Source organism: Micromonospora sp. LHW51205 (genome assembly GCF_003315815.1).
GTDB lineage: Bacteria > Actinomycetota > Actinomycetes > Mycobacteriales > Micromonosporaceae > Micromonospora > Micromonospora chalcea.
In genome coordinates this window covers 475111-495634 of sequence record NZ_QMEZ01000003.1, presented here as the reverse complement: position 1 = coordinate 495634, position 20524 = coordinate 475111, and the positions used below count along the sequence as shown (strand labels likewise).

Below are 20524 nucleotides of genomic sequence, written 5' to 3'. Positions count from 1 at the left end.
CTCCGCGACAGCGCCTGTTTCCGCGACAGCGCCTGACGCCGCGACGGCGTCAGGCGCGGCGGACCGTGGTGAGGTCGGCCAGCCCGGAGATGGTCAGCAGCGGCTCCAGCAGCGGACCGGCGACCAGCGCGATCCGGTCGGCGTGCGGGAACAGCGCGGCCAGCCCGGCGCTGTCCAGGTACTCGACCTTCGTGAGGTCCACGACCAGGGGTTCGCCCTCGGGCCGTACCCCCTCGGCCAGCGCGTCGGCGAACGAGGACGCGTTGCTCATGTCGATCTCGCCGACGGCGGTCAGCACGCGGACGCCGTCGGGACGGTCGCTCGTGGTGAGAGTCAGGGACGCGCTCATGCGGTGATCCTCGCCTGCATGTCGACGGTGGTGCCGGTCGCTCCCGGGGTGACGCTGATGCTGTCCATCAGCGCGCGCATGAGCACGAGCCCCCGGCCGCGGTGCGGATCGGGGGGTTGCTCGCGCTCCCGCCAGTGACCGCTGTCGGTCACGCTCAGGCGCAGGTTGTTCGCGGTGGCGGCGGCGCGCAGCCGGATCCGCCCGCCGGGGTCGTCGCGGTGCCCGTGCTCGATCGCGTTGGCGCACGCCTCGCCGGCCGCCACCAGGATGTTGTAGGCGTGGGCCGGGGCCAGCCCGCAACGGTCCAGCCATCCTCGCAGCGCGGTACGCACCTCGGCCAGCCGCGTCGACTCGGCCGGGAACTCCAGCTCCAGCGGCCCGGGATGGCGGTAGAGCAGCAGCGCCACGTCGTCGTGGTAGCCGCCGTCGGGCGTGAGCCGATCCATGATCTCGGTGGCGAGCACCTCCACCGGCGCGTGGTGGCCCTGCTGGATGGCGTCGGTGGCGCGGGCGATGCCGACGGTGATCGGCTGGCGGCGGCGTTCCACCAGACCGTCGGTGTAGAGCATCAGGGTGGCGCGCGGCGGCACCGTCGCCTCCGCCTCCGGTCGTTCCTCACCCGCGCGGACGGCCAGCGGCCGGGACCGGCCGTGCTGCAGGAGCTGGGGAGTGCCGTCGGCGCCGACCACGATGGCCGGCGGGTGACCGGCGCTGGAGTAGCGCATCAGGCCGGTGACCGGGTCGAGGACGCCGCAGAAGACGGTGGCGCAGGACGCGCCGGGAAGCAGCGCGGCGAACCGGTCCAGCGCCGCCAGCGTCCGGGCCGGGCTGGGGTCCTGCAACAGCAGGGCGCGGCACGCGCTGCGCAGCTGCCCCATCACGGTGGCGGCCCGCAGTCCGTGTCCCACGCAGTCGCCGACGACGATGCCGATGCGCCCGTCCGGCAGCTCCACCGTGTCGTACCAGTCGCCGCCGACCTTCAGCGGCACCGCGGCGGGGGCGTACCGCACGGCGAAGCCGGCGGGCAGTTGCGCCGGGCCGAGGATCGCCCGTTGCAGGGCCAGGGCGGTCTCCCGCTGCTGGTCGATCTGGTGCACCCGGTGCAGCCCCTGACCGATGTGGCCGGCCAGCAGCGCCAGCAGGGTCTGGTCCTGCTCAGTGAAGGGCCGCTTCTCGCCCAGGTCGATCCAGAGCGCCATGGTGCCGTGCGGGTGCTCGACTGCGATGCCGGCGCCGTGCCGGCGTGTCGCCACCGGCGTCAGCAGCGGGGTGTCGCGCAGCGCGAGCAGCGCCCGCCGGCGCTTCTCGGGCAGCGTCGCCCACCGGGCCGCCGGGTCGGTGCCGGTCACGTCGGGGGTGGGCAGGTCACCGAAGACGGCGGTGAGCACGCCCGCGGCCCGCCACAGCTTGCGCAGCTCGTCCAGCACGCCGTGCAGCGCGTCGGCGAGGTCGTCGGCCCGGGACAGGCGCATGCCGAGCCCGGCCAGGGCGGTCTCCCGCTGGACCGCGTAGTGCTCGGCGGTGACGTCACGGAACGTGCCCACGATCATCCGCCGGCCGCTGTCCGGGTCGTCCACCTGGTTGAACGCGGCAGAGATCCAGATCCGGTGCCCGTCGCGATGGGTCACCGGCACGGTGTAGGTGCCGCGGGACTGGCCGACCAGCCTCGAGAACGCGGCGGCCACCTGACGGTGCGCGTCCGGTTCGGCCTCCTGGTCCGGCCACCACGGCTGTACCGGCGGATAGGGCAGGCCCTCGGTCCCGTAGCCGAGGACGTCGGTGAACGCCGCGTTGATCTCGACCACGGCGCCGTCCTCGTCGCAGACGAAGAACGCCTCCTGCAGCGAGTCGACGAGCGCGGTGCGCCAGCGCGCGTGGTGGTTGCGCAGCCGCGCCAGCTCCACGTTGGCGCGTACGCGGGCCAGCAGCTCGGCGGCCGGGAACGGCTTGACCAGGTAGTCGTCGGCGCCGGCCTCCAGCCCTTCGATCGAGGCCTCCTGGCCGGCGCGGGCGGACAGCAGCAGCACCGGCGTGCCGGCCGTACGGGGATCGGCGCGCAACGCGGCCACCAGTTGCAGGCCGTCGAGCCGGGGCATCATCACGTCGCTGACCACCAGGTCGGGCGTCTGCGCGCGGGCGGCGTCCAGCGCGGCACGCCCGTCGGCGACCGTGTGCACCTCGTGTCCGGCCGAGCGCAGCAGCCGGGTGAGGTACTCCCGCATGTCGGCGTTGTCGTCGGCCACCAGGACGCGGGCCGGCGCGCCGCCGGGCAGCGGATGCACCGGGCCCTCCGTGGCGGCGGGCCCGTCCTCGCCGACGACGGCGCCCGGGTCGGCGGGCAGCCAGCGCAGCGCCTCCTGCACGAACGGCTCGGCCGACCCGGGCGCCCGGCCGGCGCCGGCCGGGGTGAGCGCGTCGGCGGGCAGGTGGGCGGCGCCGAACGGCAACCGGACGGTGAAGGTGGTGCCGCGGCCCACCGTGCTGTCCGCGTCGATGTCGCCGCCGTGCAGCGAGACCAGTTCCTTGACCAGGGCGAGGCCGATGCCGCTGCCCTCGCCGGAGCGGGACCGGGCGTTCTCGATGCGGTGGAACCGCTCGAACAGGCGCGGCATCTCCTCGGCCGGGACGCCGATGCCGGTGTCGGAGATCCGCAGCACGGCCATCCCGTGCTCGGCGTCCATCCGCACCCGCACCGTCCCGTCGAAGGTGAACTTCAGCGCGTTGCTGAGCAGGTTGAGCACCACCTTCTCCCACATGCCCCGATCCACGTGCACCGGCTCGGGCAGGGGCGCGCAGTCGACCTCGAAGGAGAGGCCGGCGCGCTCGATCGCCGACCGGAAGACGCTGGCCAGGTCGGCGGTCACCGCGGCCAGATCCACCGGCTCGTAGCGGGCCTGCATCCGGCCCGCCTCGATGCGGGAGAAGTCGAGCAGGCTGTTGACCAGCTTGCCCAGGCGCAGCCCGTTGCGGCGGATGACGTCCAGCTCCGTGCGGACCCGCTCGTCGGCGTCGTGCAGCCGGCCGCGCAGCTCGTCCACCGGCCCCATGATCAACGTGAGCGGGGTGCGGAACTCGTGACTGATGTTGGAGAAGAAGGCGGTCTTGGCGCGGTCCAGCTCGGCGAGCTCCTCGGCCCGCCGCTGCTGCGCCTGATAGCTGCGGGCGCTCGCGATGCCGGTCGCCAGGTGCCCGGCGGTCAGCTCCACGAAACCGCGGTAGCCGTCGTCCAGCGCCCGGTAACGGTTGAGTCCCGCCACCAGGAACCCGTACGGCGCGCCGCCCTGCTGCCGTAGCGGCACCAGCAGGGCCTCGGCCGGCGGGGCGGGCCAGGCGCCCGCGGGCAGGTCCGCGAAGGCCGGTCCGTCGAGCGCCACCCGTACCGGGTCGCCCTCGGTGAGCGCGCCGGCCGGCCACGGGGAGGCGGGGTCGGTGAGGGACAGCGTGGCCGGGGCCGCCGGGTGCCCGGCCGCCAGCCCGGTCGCCTCCGCCAGCCGGGCGTCGCCGTCGCGGTCGTACAGGTAGGTGAGCGTGAACGGCAGGTCCTGCGGGTTGCGGGCCAGCTGGCGGCTGACGAACGTGAGCGTCTCCTGCTCGGTGCGGATGACGCTCGGGTCCGAGCCGAGGTCGCGCAGCGTGGCCATCCGCCGCTCGCCGATGACCCGCTCGGTGTCCTCGCTGACCACGCAGAGCATCCCGACGAGGCTGCCGTCGTCGTCGCGCAGCGGGCTGTAGGAGAACGTGTGGTAGGTCTCCTCCCGGTAGCCGGCCCGCTCCAGGAACAGCAGCAGGCCCTCGTCCCAGGTCGCCTCGCCGGTGCGCAGCACGGTGTCGACGCGGGGACCGATGTCGTCCCAGATCTCGGTCCACACCTCGTTCGCCGGGCGGCCCAGCGCCCAGGGGTACTTGCGGCCGAGCGTGTCCCGCCGGTAGGCGGCGTTGCAGAAGAACGTGAGCTGCGGTCCCCAGGCCATCCACATCGGGAACCGGGAGGACAGCAGGATCCGCACCGAGGTCCGCAGGCTCTGCGGCCAGGTGTCCGGCGGCCCGAGCGGGTGCGCGGACCAGTCGACGCGCGCCAGGTCCGGCCCGATCTCGCCGTCGACGGCGAAGACGTCGGCGCGCGTATGCGGGTCGGTGTCAGCGCCGCTCATCGCCCGAGTCTCCCCCACCCCGTCCGATCCCGCTCGTCCGGGCCGCGTCGCGGCCTCGTGGTCGCTTCTTGCCCCGTCGCGCGCCCGGCACTCCACCCGGGGCGGGGAGATCTGACTCACGTGACGGCGGCGGGTCAGGGCAGGGGTTCGTGGTGCGGCCAAAATGAAAGGCTGCGGCATAACGAAAGGCAAGGAGACAGATCTCCTTGCCACTATCAATGTATATCGCACCCCCGGTCTTGCCGCAAGGCCCCGGTGATGCCGCAGAATCATCGGCCGATGCGGGTTGAGCTGCGAAAACGGGGGCATGGCATGACCGGACGGTACGTGTGGCAACTGCACGAGGTGGACGAGGCGCGGATCGCCGCGGTCGGCGGCAAGGGCGCGCACCTGGGGGCGCTGACGCGGATCGACGGGGTGCGCGTACCCAGGGGTTTCTGCGTGACGACGGACGCCTTCCGGCTGGTGGCGCGGACGCCGGCGCTGGCCGGCCCGCTGGACCGGCTGGCCCGCGCGGACGCGGACGACCCGGCGGCGCTGCGCACGGCCGCCGCCGAGGTCCGTCGCGCCGTCGAGCGGACCGCCCTGCCCGGCGACGTCGCGGCGGCGGTCACCGCCGCGCTGGCCGCGCTCGGGGCGGACGCCGCGTACGCGGTGCGCTCCAGCGCTACCGCGGAGGACCTGCCGGATGCCTCGTTCGCCGGCCAGCAGGACACCTACCTCAACGTGGTCGGCACGGCCGAGGTGCTGCGGCACGTCAGCCGCTGCTGGGCCTCGCTGTTCACCGACCGGGCGGTGACCTACCGGCGGCGCCACGGCATCGACGACCGCGCCGTGGACATGGCGGTGGTGGTGCAGCGGATGGTCTTCCCGGACGCCGCCGGGGTTCTGTTCACCGCCGACCCGGTCACCGGCGACCGGCGGGTGGTCTCGGTGGAGGCGGGCTTCGGGCTGGGCGAGGCCCTGGTCTCCGGCCTGGTGAACCCGGACGTGTTCACGGTGCGCGACGGCGCTGTCGTCGGCCGGCGGATCGGCGCGAAGTCACGGGCCGTGCACGCGGCGCCCGGCGGCGGCACCCGGCAGGCGCCCGTCGACCCGGCGCGGCAGGCCCAGCCGGCGCTGACCGACGCGCAGGCGGTACGCCTCGCCGCGCTGGGCCGGCGGATCGAGGCGTACTTCGGCTGCCCGCAGGACGTCGAGTGGGCGGTGACCGGGGACGACGTCCACATCCTGCAGAGCCGGCCGATCACCACGCTGTTCCCGGTGCCGGCTGCCGCCGCCGACGGGACGTTCCACGTCTACCTGTCGGTCGGCCACCAGCAGATGATGACCGACGCGATGAAGCCGCTGGGTCTGTCGATGTGGCGGCTGACCGCCATGGCGCCGATGCACGAGGCGGGCGGCCGGCTGTTCGTCGACGCCACGCCGCACCTGGCCACCCCGGCGGGCCGTACCGCGTTCCTGGGCATGATCGGCCGGGCCGACCCGCTCACCCGGGACGCGCTGGAGACGGTCCTGGCGCGGGACGTCCTGCCGGCGACGCCGGACCCGGACCCGGCTCCGGCCGGGCCGCCGACGGGCGGGCCGCCGCCGATCGAGACCGATCCGGCGATCGTCGCCGGCCTCGTCGCGCGCAGCCAGGCGTCCGTCGCCGCCCTGCGCCGCGACATCGAGGGCCGCAGCGGACCGGAGCTGTTCGACTTCCTGATCGAGGCGTTCGCCGAGCACAAGCGGGTGCTCACCGATCCGGTGAGCGCCCAGGTGATCATGGCGGGGATGCAGGCCGCGTGGTGGCTCAACGACAAGCTGGGGGAGTGGCTCGGCGAACGCGACGCCGCCGACACGCTCACGCTGTCCGCGCCCGGCAACGTCACCGCCGAGATGGGGCTGGCGCTGCTCGACGTGGCCGACGTGATCCGGCCGTACCCCGAGGTGGTGGCGTTCCTGCGGGACGCCGGCGACGGGTTCCTGGACGAGCTGCCGAAGCTGCCCGGCGGCGTCGAGGCGCGCGCGGCCGTCGATGGCTACCTGGACCGGTACGGCATGCGCTGCGTCGGCGAGATCGACATCACCCGGCCACGGTGGAGCGAGCGCCCGGCCACGCTCGTGCCGCTGATCCTGGACAACGTCCACACCTTCACCCCGGGCGCGGCCGCCCGCCGCTTCGCCCAGGGCCGGGAGCGGGCCGAGGCGAAGGCCCGGGAGGTGCTGGACCGCCTGCGCGCGCTGCCCGACGGTGAGCGCAAGGCCGCCGAGACGCAACGCATGATCGACCGGGTACGCACGTTCGCCGGCTACCGCGAGTACCCGAAGTACGACATCGTGAGCCGCTACGCCGTCTACAAGCAGGCGCTGACGGCCGAGGCCGGCCGGCTGGCGCGCGCCGGTGTGCTCGCCGGTCCGGAGGACGTCTTCTTCCTCACCTTCGACGAGTTCCGCGAGGTCGCGGCCACCGGGCGGGCCGACGCCGGGCTGATCCGGCGGCGCCGCGAGGAGTTCCGGGCGCACCAGGCGCTCACCCCGCCCCGGGTGCTCACCTCCGACGGCGAGGCCCTCGACGGCTCGTACCGGCGCGACGACGTTCCCCCGGGCGCCCTGGCCGGGCTGGCGGTCTCGGCCGGCGTGGTCGAGGGGCGGGCGCGGGTCGTGACGGACCTGACCCGGGCCGACGTGGAGCCGGGCGACATCCTCGTCACCGCGTACACCGACCCGAGCTGGACGCCGCTGTTCGTCGCAGTCGCGGGACTGGTGACGGAGATCGGCGGCCTGATGACCCACGGCGCGGTGATCGCCCGCGAGTACGGCCTGCCCGCGGTGGTGGCGGTGCCGGACGCGACCCGGCTGATCCCCGACGGCGGGCGGATCCGCGTGCACGGCACCGACGGGTACGTCGAGCTGCTGTCCTGACCGGCGCGGCATGCTCGATGATGGAGGTCCGGCGAGCGGGGAGGCGCGATGCGGATCGGGGAGCTGTCGGCGCGTACCGGGGTCAGCGCCCGGTCCATCCGGTACTACGAGCAGCAGGGCCTGCTCGCCGCCCTGCGCACACCGAGCGGCCAGCGGGTCTTCGCCGAGTCGGCGGTGGACCGGGTCCGGCTCATCCAGCGGCTGTTCGACGCCGGGCTGAGCAGTCGCCGGATGGCCGAGCTGCTGCCCTGCGTGACCGACCCGGAGATCCGCACCTCGTGGCTGACCGACCGGCTGCGCGAGGAGCGGGCCCGGATGACCGCCGAGATGGCACGGCTCGCGCACGCCGTCGCGGTGCTCGACGACGTGGTGGCCGACATGACAGTGACCGAGGACACCCGGGATCCGGCCGCCTGAGCGCTTGCAGTTGACACCGGTGTCAACTCCTAGCGTCGGGTCATGAACGCGACACTGGACACCGCATCGCCCGTGACGCCGCTGCTGGAGCCGGTCACCGTCGCCGGCCTGTCGTTGCCGTCCCGCTTCGTGATGGCGCCGATGACCCGCAACCGCGCGCCGGGCGGCGTGCCGACGCCGGAGATGGCCGAGTACTACCGGCGCCGCGCCGCGGCGGGTGTCGGCCTGATCGTCACCGAGGGCGTGCTGGTGGACCATCCCAGCGCCGGCCACGAGGACACCGTGCCACGGATGACTTCCGGCGCGGCCGAGGCCGGCTGGCGCGGCGTGGTCGAGGCGGTGCACGCCGCCGGCGGCCGGATCGCCGCGCAGCTGTGGCACCTGGGCAGCCTGCGCGAGCCGGTGGACGGCGCTCCGGCGTGGACCCCCTCGGGGGTACGCGAGCCGGGCCGCCCCGCGCCGCACGCGATGACCGCTGCCGACGCGGACGTCCTGCTGGCGGCGTACGCGGACGCGGCAGGGGTGGCGGTCCGGGCCGGGTTCGACGCGGTCGAGATCCACGCCGCGCACGGTTACCTGCTGGACGAGTTCCTGTGGCCGTACACGAACCGCCGGACCGACGCGTTCGGTGGCTCCCCGGCGCGGCGGGCGGCGTTCCCGGCGGCCGTGGTCCGCGCGGTGCGCGAGCAGGTCCCGGCACACCGGCCGGTGATCGTGCGGTTCTCCCAGTTCAAGGAGCGGGCGTTCGACGCGCGGATCGCCGAGACCCCGGCCGAGCTGGCGCGGATCCTCGGCGCGTTCGCCGAGGCCGGCGCGGACGTGCTGCACGCCTCGCAGCGTCGCTTCTGGGAGCCGGCGTTCCCCGGCTCGCCGCTGAACCTGGCCGGCTGGGCGAAGCGTCTCACCGGTCTGCCGTCGATCACCGTCGGCTCGGTCGGGCTGCGCCGGGACTTCCTGCGCGCGGGCGGCCCGGAGTCGGTGGCGGGCCTGGCCGCGCGGCTGGCGGACGGGGAGTTCGACCTGGTCGCGCTGGGCCGCGCGCTGCTCGGCAACCCGGCCTGGGTGACGCACGCCGCGGCCGGCCGGCTGGACGAGATCGTCGACTACCGCAAGGCGCACGAGGACGTCTATCCGTAGGCGCCAGGGGTTGACGCCGGGGGATGTTATCGCTCACAGTCGATGGCAGGGCATGAGCGCCGCAAGGCTCACCGGGCGAGCCGCGCTGGTCGTACCCCGACACCGTCACCGGACGCGGAGTCGGGGGAGTCGCACCACCACCATCGCGTAACCCCCGGAAGAGGAATCCGCATGAGACGAAAGAGAGCCTTGCTGACCACCGGCATCCTGGCCGGCGCGCTCGCCGCCGGCATGGCGGTGGCCCTGGCGCCGGCCGCGAGCGCCGGCACCACGCTGCGCGCGGCGGCGGCCGAGAAGGGCCGTTACTTCGGCGCCGCGGTCGCCACCAACAAGCTGTCCGACAACACGTACGCCACGGTGCTGAACCGCGAGTTCAACTCCGTGGTGGCCGAGAACGAGATGAAGTGGGACGCCACCGAGCCCCAGCAGGGGCGGTTCAACTACAGCGGTGGCGACCGGCTGGTCAGCCACGCCCGCGCGAACGGGATGTCGGTGCGCGGGCACGCGCTGCTCTGGCACCAGCAGCAGCCGTCGTGGGCGCAGGGCCTGTCCGGCAGCGCACTGCGCAACGCCGCGATCAACCACGTCACCCAGGTCGCCACCCACTTCCGGGGGCAGATCTACGCCTGGGACGTGGTGAACGAGGCGTTCGCCGACGGCGGCAGCGGCGGGCGCCGTGACTCGAACCTGCAGCGCACCGGCAACGACTGGATCGAGGCCGCGTTCCGGGCCGCCCGCGCCGCCGACCCGGGCGCGAAGCTCTGCTACAACGACTACAACACCGACGGCATCAACGCGAAGTCGACCGGCATCTACAACATGGTGCGCGACTTCAAGTCGCGTGGCGTGCCGATCGACTGCGTCGGCTTCCAGTCGCACCTGGGCACCACGATCCCCGGTGACTACCAGGCCAACCTCCAGCGGTTCGCGGACCTGGGCGTGGAGGTCCAGATCACCGAGCTGGACGTGATGACCGGCGGCAACCAGGCGAACATCTACGCCGCCGTCACCCGGGCCTGCCTGGCGGTGTCGCGCTGCGCCGGCATCACGGTGTGGGGCGTGCGGGACTGCGACTCGTGGCGCGGCTCGGACAACGCGCTGCTGTTCGACTGTTCCGGCAACAAGAAGGCGGCGTACAACGCGGTGCTCGACGCGCTGAACTCCGGCACCAACAACCCGCCGCCGACCACCACCCCGCCGCCGAACAACCCGACCACCCCGCCGCCCAACAATCCGACCACGCCACCGCCGGGTCAGGGCGGGTGTACGGCCTCGGTGACGCTGAACTCCTGGACCGGTGGCTTCGTCGCCAACGTGAAGGTGACAGCGGGCTCGTCGGGCACCCGGGGATGGACCGTCACCATGACGCTGCCGGGCGGCGCGAGCGTCACAAACACCTGGAGCGCCACCGCGAGCGGTAACAGCGGCACGGTGCGGTTCACGAACGTCGACTACAACGGCCAGCTCGGCGCCGGCCAGAGTGCCGAGTTCGGGTTCCAGGGCAACGGAAGCGGATCGGGCATGACGCCCACCTGCTCCGCCTCCTGAGCTCAGGCGTCGCGGGGGCGGTACGACGTGCCGCCCCCGCGACGTCCGGTCGCGTCCTACCTGGAGCGCCGTCTCTGTTACAAGAAAGAGACATGCACATTTCGCGCGATTGGTTGACGGGGCAACTTGTGAGCGTTAACACTCGCCGTGACGGTTACCTGTGTCACAGGGGCCCACGGAGGGGAGAGGACGCTCGTGCGCAGACGAATCCTGGCCGCAGTCAGCGGCGCCGCGCTCGCGATCAGCCTGGCCGCGTGCAGCGGCGAGGGCGCCGGAGGCGGCTCGGACACCAGCTCCGCCAAGCCCGGCGACCTGACGATCGGCGTCTCGATGCCGACCCAGACCTCGGAACGGTGGATCGCCGACGGCAACTCGGTGAAGGAGAAGTTGCAGGCCAAGGGCTACAAGGTCGACCTGCAGTACGCCGGGGACGACATCCCCACCCAGTCGCAGCAGATCGACCAGATGATCACCCAGGGCGCGGACGTGCTGGTCATCGCCCCGATCGACGGCACCGCGCTCAGCGGTCAGCTCCAGGCCGCCGCGGCCGCGAAGATCCCGGTCATCTCCTACGACCGGCTCATCCGTAACAGCCCCAACGTCAGCTTCTACGTCAGCTTCGACAACTACAAGGTGGGCGTGGCGCAGGCCAACGCGCTCCTGGTCGGCCTCGGCCTGCTGAACAAGGACGGGTCCAAGGGCGCCGCGACCGGCCCGTTCAACGTGGAGCTGTTCGCCGGCTCGCTCGACGACAACAACGCCGGCTTCTTCTTCAACGGCGCGATGGACACGCTCAAGCCGTACTTCGACGCCGGGACGCTGAAGGTCAAGTCGGGGCAGACCAAGATCGAGCAGGCCGCCATCCTGCGCTGGCAGCAGGAGACCGCGCAGAAGCGGATGGAGGACCTGCTCACCTCCAGCTACAACGACGGCAGCAAGGTCGACGGCGTGCTGTCGCCCTTCGACGGCCTCTCCCGGGGCATCATCACCGCCCTGCAGAACGCCGGTTACCGCGGCGGCGCCAAGAAGATGCCGGTGGTGACCGGGCAGGACGCCGAGGTCGCGTCCGTCAAGCTCATCAACGACGGCGTGCAGAGCTCCACCGTGTTCAAGGACACCCGCCTGCTGGCCGAGCAGGCGGTGATCGCCGCCGAGGCGTTCCTGCGCAAGGAGGAGCCGAAGGCCAACGAGACCAAGGCGTACAACAACGGCGTCAAGGTCGTGCCCGCGTTCCTGCTGCCGGTCCAGACGGTCTACAAGGAGGACATCAAGTCCGTCCTGATCGACTCCGGTTACCTGACCGAGCAGGAGGTCGCCGCCGGCCGAGCCGGCTGATCCGGCCGGCGGGCCCGGTGGCGCGGTACGCCACCGGGCCCGCCCCGCTCCGGACACCACGACCACGAGCAGGACGGATACCCATGAGCGACCACATCCTCGAGATGCGTGGCATCACGAAAACCTTCCCCGGGGTCACCGCGCTGCAGGACGTCTCGCTCGCCGTACGGCGCGGCGAGATCCACGCGATCTGCGGCGAGAACGGCGCCGGCAAGTCCACCCTGATGAAGGTGCTGTCCGGGGTCTACCCGGCGGGCAGCTACGACGGCCAGATCGTCTTGGACGGCGAGCCGGTCGGCTTCCGGGGCATCCAGGACAGCGAAGCGCGCGGCATCGTCATCATCCACCAGGAACTCGCGCTGGTGCCGTACCTGTCGATCGCCGAGAACATCTTCCTCGGTAACGAGCGCCGGGGCCGCGGCGGGCTCATCGACTGGCACCGCACCAACGCCGAGGCCGCGGCGCTGCTGCGGTCGGTCGGGCTGCACGAGAACCCGGTCACCCCGGTCATCCAGCTGGGCGTCGGCAAGCAGCAGCTGGTGGAGATCGCCAAGGCGCTGTCCAAGAAGGTGCGGCTGCTGATCCTCGACGAGCCCACAGCGGCGCTCAACGACGTCGACTCGGCGCACCTGCTCGACCTGATGCGCAGCCTCCGCGACCAGGGGATCACCTGCATCATGATCTCGCACAAGCTGGGTGAGATCACGGCGATCGCCGACTCGACCACCGTCATCCGCGACGGCCGTACCGTCGAGACGCTCGACATGGCCGACGGCGGCGCGACCCAGGACCGGATCATCCGCGGCATGGTCGGGCGCGACCTGGCCACCTTCTACCCGACCCGCGACGTCACCCCCGGCGAGGAGGTGCTGCGGATCGAGGACTGGACGGTGCGGCACCCGACACAGGACCGCCTGGTGGTCGACCGGGCCTCGCTGCACGTGCGCGCCGGTGAGGTCGTCGGCATCGCCGGCCTGATGGGCGCCGGGCGCACCGAGCTGGCGATGAGCGTGTTCGGCCGCGCCTACGGCCGCGACATCAGCGGCCGTCTGTACGTCAAGGGCCGCGAGGTGCGGGCGCGCACGGTGGCCGAGGCGATCGCCAACGGCATCGCGTACGCCACCGAGGACCGCAAGCACTACGGCCTCAACCTCATCGACGACGTCCGGGGCAACATCTCGGCCGCCGCGCTCGACAAGCTCGCCCGCAACGGCTGGATCGACGGCAACCGGGAGATCCAGGTCGCCGAGCGGGGACGGCGCGACATGAACATCAAGGCCCCGACCGTGATGTCGGTGGTGGGCAAGCTCTCCGGCGGCAACCAGCAGAAGGTCGTGCTGGCGAAGTGGCTGTTCACCGACCCGGACGTGCTGATCCTCGACGAGCCGACCCGGGGCATCGACGTCGGCGCGAAGTTCGAGATCTACACGATCGTCAACCGGCTGGTGGCCGAGGGCAAGGCGGTGGTCCTCATCTCCTCCGAACTGCCCGAGCTGCTCGGCATGTGCGACCGCGTCTACACCCTCGCGGCCGGCCGGATCACCGGGGAGATGCCGGTGCGCGAGGCCACCCAGGAGAACCTGATGGAACTCATGACCAAGGACAGGGATCTCGTCCGATGACCAGCACGAAGCCCACGCCCCAGAAGGTCGCCGCGCCCGACACCGGCGCGGCCGCGAGCCTGCACACCGGCACCAGCGACCCGCGCACGCTGATCCTCGGCAACCTGCGGCAGAGCGGCATCTACATCGCCCTGGTGGTGATCGTCGCGCTGTTCGCGGTGCTCACCGACGGTGTCTCGCTCAGCCCCGGCAACCTGACCAACATCGTGCTCCAGTACTCCTACATCCTGGTGCTCGCGATCGGCATGGTCATCGTGATCATCGGCGGCCACATCGACCTGTCCGTGGGATCGGTGGTGGCGCTCACCGGAGCGGTCTCCGCGGTGCTCGTCATCCGGGAGGGCATGCCCTGGTGGGCCGGCGTGCTGGCCGCGCTCGCGGTGGGCGTCGCGGTCGGCGCGTGGCACGGGCTCTGGGTCGCGTACGCCGGGATCCCGGCCTTCATCGTCACCCTGGCCGGCATGCTCCTGTTCCGCGGCCTCACGCTGCGGGTGCTGGACAACATCTCGCTGTCGCCGTTCCCCGAGGAGTACCAGCGGGTCGCCGCCGGCTTCCTCAACGGACTGCTGGGCGGCGAGGGCTACGACGCCTTCACGCTGTTCATCGGCGCGTTCGCCGTCGTCGGGTACGCGGTGGCCGTGTTCCGGACCCGCGTCGCCCGGGTACGCCACGAGCAGCCGGTGGAGTCGTTCCCGCTGTTCGTCCTGCGGATCGTGGTGGTCGGCGCCGTGGTCATGTGGTTCGCCTGGCAGCTCGCCAACGCCCGCGGCCTGCCGATCGTGCTCATCGTGCTGGCCGTGCTGGTGCTGATCTACGGCCTGCTCACCCGCCGTACCGTGTTCGGCCGGCAGGTGTACGCGATCGGCGGCAACCTGCCCGCGGCGATGCTGTCCGGCGTCCGGGTGAAGCGGGTCAACTTCTGGATCTTCGTCAACATGGGCTTCCTGTCCGCCGTGGCGGGCGTGATCTACTCGTCCCGGTCCAACGGCGCCCAGCCGGCCGCCGGCAACATGTTCGAGCTGGACGCGATCGCGGCCGCCTTCATCGGCGGCGCGGCGGTCACCGGCGGGGTCGGCACCGTGGTCGGCGCCATGGTGGGTGGCCTGATCATGGCGGTGATGAGCAACGGGATGCAGCTCATGGGCGTCGACCAGTCCGTCCAGTCGGTGGTGAAGGGTCTCGTCCTGCTCGTGGCGGTGGCGTTCGACATCTGGAACAAGCGCCGGGCGGCCGGCGCCCGGTGACGGCCGGCCGGACGCTCGCCCCTTCGTCCGGCCGACCGCCGTTCACCGGCCGCAGCCGCTCACGCCCGGCTCCACCGCTGGTTGGTGTTGCCGTGGCAGGTCCAGACGATCACCCGGGTGCCGTTGGCGGTGCCCGCGTTGTCGACGTCCAGGCACAGCGACGGGAAGCGTCCGTTGCTCACCGTGCCGTTGCCGTTGATGGTCCACTGCTGGTTGGTGCCGCCGTTGCAGTCCCAGATCTGCACCCGGGTGCCGGCGGTCGCGTTCGTCGGCACGTCCAGGCACTTGCCGAGCACCTGCAACGCCTGCCCGTTGGCGGTGAACTGCTGGTTGGCGTTGTTGTGGCAGTCCCAGATCAGCGTGCCGGTGCCGTTGGCGGTGCCGGCGTTGTCGACGTCGAGGCACCGGCCGGACGACTCGCTGCGCAGCCGGAAGGTGGTCGGGACCGGTGGCGGGGTGGTGGTGCCGCCGCCGCTGACCCGGTAGACCACGGTGCCGTGCGCGGGCACGCTGGCGGAGATCGTGCCGCTGGTGCTGGAGGTGGCGTCGGTCCAGGCGTCGCGCAGCGTGAACGAGCTGCCGCTCTTGCCGATCGCCGCCGCCGTGGTGGAGACGGTGGTGGTCGAGCTGCCCTGGTTGAACAGGGCGACCGCCACGTCTCCGTTGGCGAGCGGCTTGGCCAGCACCCGCCGGGTGCCGTCGAAGGAGACCTGGACCGCCTGGCGGCCGAGCGTGTCCTGGTTGATCGCGACCAGGTTGGCGTTGCGCAGGATCGCCAGCGTGGCCGCGTTCGCCGAGCGGACGTCGTGGCCCATCATCAGCGGCGCCGCCAGCATCGACCAGAGCGCGAAGTGGCTGCGCATCTCGGTGTCGTTCATGCCCCCTCGGCCGACCTCCAGCATGTCCGGGTCGTTGAACCCGCCGGGGGCGGCGTACCCGGCCAGGGGCACCGTGACGTCGACGATGTTCTGGATGCCCATCGGGTAGCCGTTGGTCTGGCCGGTGTTCCACGCGTTGGTGATGTCCTCGGTGGTCCGCCAGAGGTTCGCCACGTCGCTCCAGTTGCGCTGCGGCCCGGTCTTGGCGTGGTAGCTGTTGGGGTTGATGCTGTAGACGATCGGCCGGCCGGTGGAGGCCAGCGCGTCGCGCATGATGCCGAACCGCGCCACCTGGTCGTTTATCGTCCCGGTGCCGGAGCACCAGTCGTACTTGAGGTAGTCCACGCCCCACGCGGCGAACTGCCGCGCGTCCTGGTACTCGTGGTTGAGGCTGCCGGTGGCGCCGGGGAACGCGCCGCCGACCTGGGCGCAGGTCTTGTCCAGCGGCACCTGGTAGATGCCGAACAGCAGGCCACGGGCGTGCAGGTAGTCACCGAGCGCCTTCATCCCGCTGGGAAACCGCTGCGGGTGCGCCTGGAGGTTGCCCTGCGCGTCCCGGTTCGGGTTGAACCAGCAGTCGTCCACGACGACGTACTTGTACCCGAGGTCGCGCAGTCCGTTGGCGACGATCGCGTCGGCGGTCTGCTGGATGAGGGTCTCGTTGATGTTGCAGCCGAACGTGTTCCAGGTGTTCCACCCCATCGGCGGCGTACGGGCGACGCCGTTGTCCAGCGCCCGGGCCGGGCGTGGGGCGACTGCCCCGTCGGTGACGGTGGCTGCGAGCGCCACCGCCGCGACACCCAGGACGGCGAGCGTCCGTCGGGTCCATCTGCGCACTGGGTCCTCCTCGGTGGCCGGGCGCCGTCCGTGCCGGTACCCGGAAGGGAGCGGCCCGCCGGTCGCACGGCGTCGCCCGTGGTCCACGGGGACGGACGCGGCACGGCAGTTCCACCAGGGCCGGTCGGTGCCGGCGGGCGCTCGTGGGTGGTGGGGTTCCGGCGGTCGACGGGGTCGCCGTCCGTCGCCGCCCGGCTGCGGCGCCGGGGTTTCCCGGACAGCGGCGCCACAGTGTGTGGGGATGGCGAAATGTTATCGCTGACATCAAACACTGTAAATAGCCTGGCGACCCTCGGGCGGCTTGCGGCGGCCTGCTGCCGAGGGTGCCGCGGCGAGAAAAAGAGCCGCTGAGCGGCCCTCTGAGCGCCCCTGCGGCGGCGTCTGGGCGGTCGGACCCGGGGCGTCGGGAGCGCCGAGAGAATTTCCGGAAGTTCCATCGATTGTTGTCGCTAACAGGCCGTCTGCCCGAGGTTCGACCGCGCCGTCGGCGTGGATCTCCCGGCCGGCGGCCGGGCCGGTCCGCGCGGGGCGGAGGGCGCCGGTTCCGGGCACCGCCGCTCGTTACGTAGCTGTTGCCCGGACGTGTCTTGACGGATGTGTATGTGAGCGCTAACACTAACTCCGTGACACGGCGGAGGTGCAAATGAGCGAAGTGGACGCGACCGACCGGTACGTGATCGGGGTCGACTTCGGCACGTTGTCCGGCCGGGCGCTGGTGGTCCGGGTCCGCGACGGCGCTGAACTCGGCACCGCGGTGCACGACTACCGGCACGGGGTCATCGAGACCGCGCTGCCCGACGACGGCCCGGCGTTGCCGCCGGACTGGGCGCTGCAGGACCCCGACGACTACCGCGACGTGCTGCGCCACGCCGTACCGGCAGCGCTCTCGGCGGCCGGTGTGGACCCGGCACTGGTGGTCGGGATCGGCATCGACTTCACCGCCTGCACGGTCCTGCCGACGCTCGCCGACGGCACGCCGCTGTGCGAGATCCCGGAGCTGCGCCACCGGCCGCACGCCTGGGTCAAGCTCTGGAAGCACCACGCCGCGCAGCCGCACGCCGACCGGATCAACGCGCTGGCGCACGAACGCGGCGAGCCGTGGATCGGCCGCTACGGCGGCAAGATCTCGGCGGAGTGGCAGTTCGCCAAGGGGCTGCAGATCCTGGACGAGGACCCGGAGATCTACCGGCGCGCCGATCGTTTCATCGAGGCGGCCGACTGGATCGTCTGGCAGCTGTGCGGCGTCGAGACGCGCAACGTCTGCACCGCCGGCTACAAGGGCATCCGGCAGGACGGCCGGTACCCGTCCCCGGACTACCTGGCCGCGCTCGACCCGGACTTCACCGACTTCGTCACCAAGCTGGACGGTCCGCTGCTGCCGCTGGGCGCGCGGGCCGGCGCGCTAGACGCCCGCGCCGCCGCCTGGACCGGCCTGCCCGCGGGCATCGCGGTCGCGGTCGGCAACGTCGACGCGCACGTCACCGCCGCCGCCGCCCAGGCGCTGCGGCCCGGCCGGCTGGTGGCCATCATGGGCACCTCCACCTGCCACGTGCTCAACGGCACCCACCCGGCCGAGGTGCCGGGCATGTGCGGCGTGGTCGACGGCGGCATCAGCCCCGGCGCCTGGGGCTTCGAGGCCGGGCAGAGCGGCGTGGGGGACATCTTCGGCTGGTTCGTGCGCCACGGCGCCCCGGCCGGATTCGATTCGCACGAGCGGCTCACCGAGGCCGCCGCGGCCCAGCCGGTCGGCGCGCACGGCCTGGTGGCGCTGGACTGGTGGAACGGCAACCGGTCGCTGCTGGTCAACCACGACCTGAGCGGGCTGATCGTCGGGCTGACGCTGGCCACCCGGCCGCCGGACGTCTACCGGGCGCTGCTGGAGGCCACCGCGTACGGCACCCGGATGATCGTCGAGGCGTTCGCGCAGGCCGGAGTGCCGGTCGACGACCTGGTGGTGGCCGGCGGGCTCACCTCCAACCGGCTGCTGATGCAGATCTACGCCGACGTCACGAACCGGCCGCTGAGCATCATCGGCTCCGCCCAGGGGCCGGCGCTCGGCTCGGCCATCCACGCCGCCGTCGCGGCCGGCGAGTACCAGTCGATCCACGAGGCGTCCGCCGCGATGGGACGGATCGAGGAGGCGGTCTACCGGCCCGTACCGGAGAACGTCCGGGCGTACGACGCGCTCTACGCGGAGTACCGCGCGCTGCACGACCACTTCGGCCGCGGCGCGAACGACGTCATGCTGCGCCTGCGGGCGATCCGCAACGCGGCGGTCGACGCCCGCGCCGCCGCGCCCTTGGAGGTGGTCGGATGAACAGCCAGGTCGCCGAGCTGCGCGAGACGGTGGCCCGCCTGCACCGCGAGCTGACCCGCTACGGGCTGGTGGCCTGGACCGCCGGCAACGTCTCGGCCCGCGTACCCGGTCAGGACCTGATGGTCATCAAGCCCAGCGGCGTCGACTACGACGACCTGACCGCCGAGTCCATGGTGGTCTGCGACCTGAGCGGCACTGTCGTCGACGGCGGCGGCTCGCCGTCCAGCGACACCGCCGCGCACGCCTACGTCTACCGCGCGATGCCCGAGGTCGGCGGCGTGGTGCACACCCACAGCGGCTACGCCACCGCCTGGGCGGCCCGGGGCGAGGCGATCCCGTGCTGGCTGACCGCGCAGGCCGACGAGTTCGGCGGGGAGATCCCGGTCGGGCCGTTCGCGCTGATCGGCGGCGACGACATCGGCAAGGGGATCGTCAGCACGCTGTCCGGGCACCGCTCGCCCGCGGTGCTCATGCGCAACCACGGCGTGTTCACCATCGGCCGGGACGCCCGGGCGGCGGTCAAGGCCGCCGTGATGTGCGAGGACGTCGCCCGCACCGCGCACCTGGCCCGAGCGCTCGGGCAGCCGCTGCCGATCGCGCCGGCCGACATCGACTCGCTCTACGACCGTTACCAGAACGTCTACGGCCAACGCCCGCCGGCGCCCTGACCCCGGACCGAGCGCCGCGCACCCACCCCACCACCACACCCGGACGCACCGGCTCCCCGCCGCGCGTCCGGAACATCCAACCCCGGAGGAGAACCGATGAGTACCAGGAGCACGGCCCGCAGGGTCATCGCCGCGCTCGCCGGCGTGCTGCTCGCCGGCAGCATGGCGGCCTGCGGCAACAGCGACACCGGTGGCGATTCCGGTGACGGCAACGACAAGATCGTCCTGGGTTTCTCCCAGGTGGGCGCCGAGAGCGGCTGGCGCACCGCGAACACCACCTCGATCAAGGAAGCGGCCGCCGAGGCCGGCATCGAGCTGAAGTTCGACGACGCGCAGCAGAAGCAGGAGAACCAGATCAAGGCGATCCGCAACTTCATCCAGCAGAAGGTCGACGTGATCGCCTTCTCGCCGGTGGTGGAGTCGGGCTGGGACACCGTGCTCAAGGAGGCCAAGGACGCGAAGATCCCGGTCATCCTGACCGACCGCGCGGTCGACTCGGCCGACAAGTCGCTCTACAAGACGTTCCTCGGCTCGGACTTCGTCAAGGAGGGCCGCCTCGCCGGCGAGTGGCTGGTGGAGCAGAAGAAGGCGGCGTCCGGCCCGGTCAACATCGTCGAGCTGCAGGGCACGACCGGCTCGGCCCCGGCCAACGACCGCAAGAAGGGCTTCGCCGAGGCGATCGCCGCCAACCCCAACCTGAAGATCGTCGCGTCGCAGTCGGGTGACTTCACCCGGGCCGGCGGCAAGCAGGTCATGGAGCAGTTCCTCAAGGCCAACCCGAAGATCGACGTGCTCTTCGCGCACAACGACGACATGGGCCTGGGCGCGCTCGAGGCGATCAGCGCGGCGGGCAAGACGCCCGGCAAGGACATCACCATCATCACCGTCGACGCGGTGAAGGACGGCATGCAGGCCCTCGCGGACGGCAAGTTCAACTTCATCGCCGAGTGCAGCCCGCTGCTCGGCCCGCAGCTGATGGAGCTGGTCAAGAAGGTCAAGGCCGGCGAGGAGGTCCCCGCCCGGATCGAGACCGAGGAGACCACCTTCACCCAGGAGCAGGCCAAGGAGGCACTGCCCAACCGCAAGTACTGACCCACCCCGGGGGTCGCCGTCG

At 72.2% G+C, this 20524-nt stretch carries 13 protein-coding genes; 10 read left to right on the top strand and 3 right to left on the bottom strand.

Annotated elements, in window-relative coordinates; all coding sequences use genetic code 11:
• Positions 1 to 49: 49 nt before the first annotated feature.
• Together DQE82_RS14515 and DQE82_RS14510 are read right to left on the bottom strand one after the other, a co-directional pair.
• The gene (locus DQE82_RS14515) at positions 50 to 349 is read right to left on the bottom strand and encodes an STAS domain-containing protein (protein WP_043323291.1); all 300 of its coding nucleotides are present in this window, start codon (positions 347 to 349) and stop codon (positions 50 to 52) included.
• Positions 346 to 4500, bottom strand: coding sequence for a SpoIIE family protein phosphatase (locus DQE82_RS14510; protein ID WP_113972960.1), 4155 nt, complete (start codon positions 4498 to 4500; stop codon positions 346 to 348). The genes DQE82_RS14515 and DQE82_RS14510 overlap by 4 nt, the downstream gene beginning before the upstream one ends.
• A 312-nt stretch (positions 4501 to 4812) precedes the next feature.
• Between DQE82_RS14510 and rph the strand changes: the two genes are divergently transcribed.
• The 7 genes from rph to mmsB all read left to right on the top strand — a co-directional run bounded on the left by rph (position 4813) and on the right by mmsB (position 14710).
• The gene (gene rph, locus DQE82_RS14505; protein ID WP_113972959.1) at positions 4813 to 7407 is read left to right on the top strand and encodes a rifamycin-inactivating phosphotransferase; all 2595 of its coding nucleotides are present in this window, start codon (positions 4813 to 4815) and stop codon (positions 7405 to 7407) included.
• A 48-nt stretch (positions 7408 to 7455) separates the two neighbouring features.
• Positions 7456 to 7824: a MerR family transcriptional regulator gene (locus tag DQE82_RS14500; RefSeq protein ID WP_069088436.1), complete on the top strand. Its 369-nt coding sequence runs from the start codon at positions 7456 to 7458 to the stop codon at positions 7822 to 7824.
• 42 nt (positions 7825 to 7866) lie between these two features.
• On the top strand, positions 7867 to 8961 hold the full coding sequence (locus DQE82_RS14495; protein ID WP_113972958.1) for a 12-oxophytodienoate reductase: 1095 nt from the start codon (positions 7867 to 7869) through the stop codon (positions 8959 to 8961).
• 171 nt (positions 8962 to 9132) lie between these two features.
• On the top strand, positions 9133 to 10509 hold the full coding sequence (locus tag DQE82_RS14490; RefSeq protein ID WP_043323298.1) for an endo-1,4-beta-xylanase: 1377 nt from the start codon (positions 9133 to 9135) through the stop codon (positions 10507 to 10509).
• 195 nt (positions 10510 to 10704) lie between these two features.
• Entirely contained in the window at positions 10705 to 11844 is a 1140-nt protein-coding gene (gene chvE, locus DQE82_RS14485; protein WP_043323299.1) for a multiple monosaccharide ABC transporter substrate-binding protein, read from the top strand.
• Positions 11845 to 11927: 83 nt separating this feature from the next.
• The gene (mmsA, locus tag DQE82_RS14480) at positions 11928 to 13466 is read left to right on the top strand and encodes a multiple monosaccharide ABC transporter ATP-binding protein (protein WP_064445617.1); all 1539 of its coding nucleotides are present in this window, start codon (positions 11928 to 11930) and stop codon (positions 13464 to 13466) included.
• Positions 13463 to 14710 carry a multiple monosaccharide ABC transporter permease gene (gene mmsB / locus DQE82_RS14475; protein WP_043323303.1) on the top strand — a complete coding sequence of 416 codons (1248 nt, stop codon included), beginning with the start codon at positions 13463 to 13465 and terminating at the stop codon, positions 14708 to 14710. Before mmsA ends, mmsB begins: the two co-directional genes overlap by 4 nt.
• A 59-nt stretch (positions 14711 to 14769) precedes the next feature.
• On the opposite strand, the gene DQE82_RS14470 is transcribed toward mmsB, so the two are convergent.
• A complete protein-coding gene (locus DQE82_RS14470) occupies positions 14770 to 16425 on the bottom strand; it encodes a glycoside hydrolase family 27 protein (RefSeq protein ID WP_113972957.1) in 1656 nt (551 codons plus the stop codon).
• Positions 16426 to 17068: 643 nt separating this feature from the next.
• Here DQE82_RS14470 and araB point away from each other — a divergent pair.
• From araB to DQE82_RS14455, 3 genes are all read left to right on the top strand, one after another.
• Positions 17069 to 18742: a ribulokinase gene (gene araB, locus DQE82_RS14465; protein WP_113972956.1), complete on the top strand. Its 1674-nt coding sequence runs from the start codon at positions 17069 to 17071 to the stop codon at positions 18740 to 18742.
• A complete protein-coding gene (locus DQE82_RS14460) occupies positions 18739 to 19410 on the top strand; it encodes an L-ribulose-5-phosphate 4-epimerase (RefSeq protein ID WP_043323308.1) in 672 nt (223 codons plus the stop codon). Before araB ends, DQE82_RS14460 begins: the two co-directional genes overlap by 4 nt.
• A gap of 96 nt (positions 19411 to 19506) precedes the next feature.
• A complete protein-coding gene (locus DQE82_RS14455) occupies positions 19507 to 20502 on the top strand; it encodes an ABC transporter substrate-binding protein (protein WP_043323310.1) in 996 nt (331 codons plus the stop codon).
• The last annotated feature ends 22 nt before the right edge of the window (positions 20503 to 20524 follow it).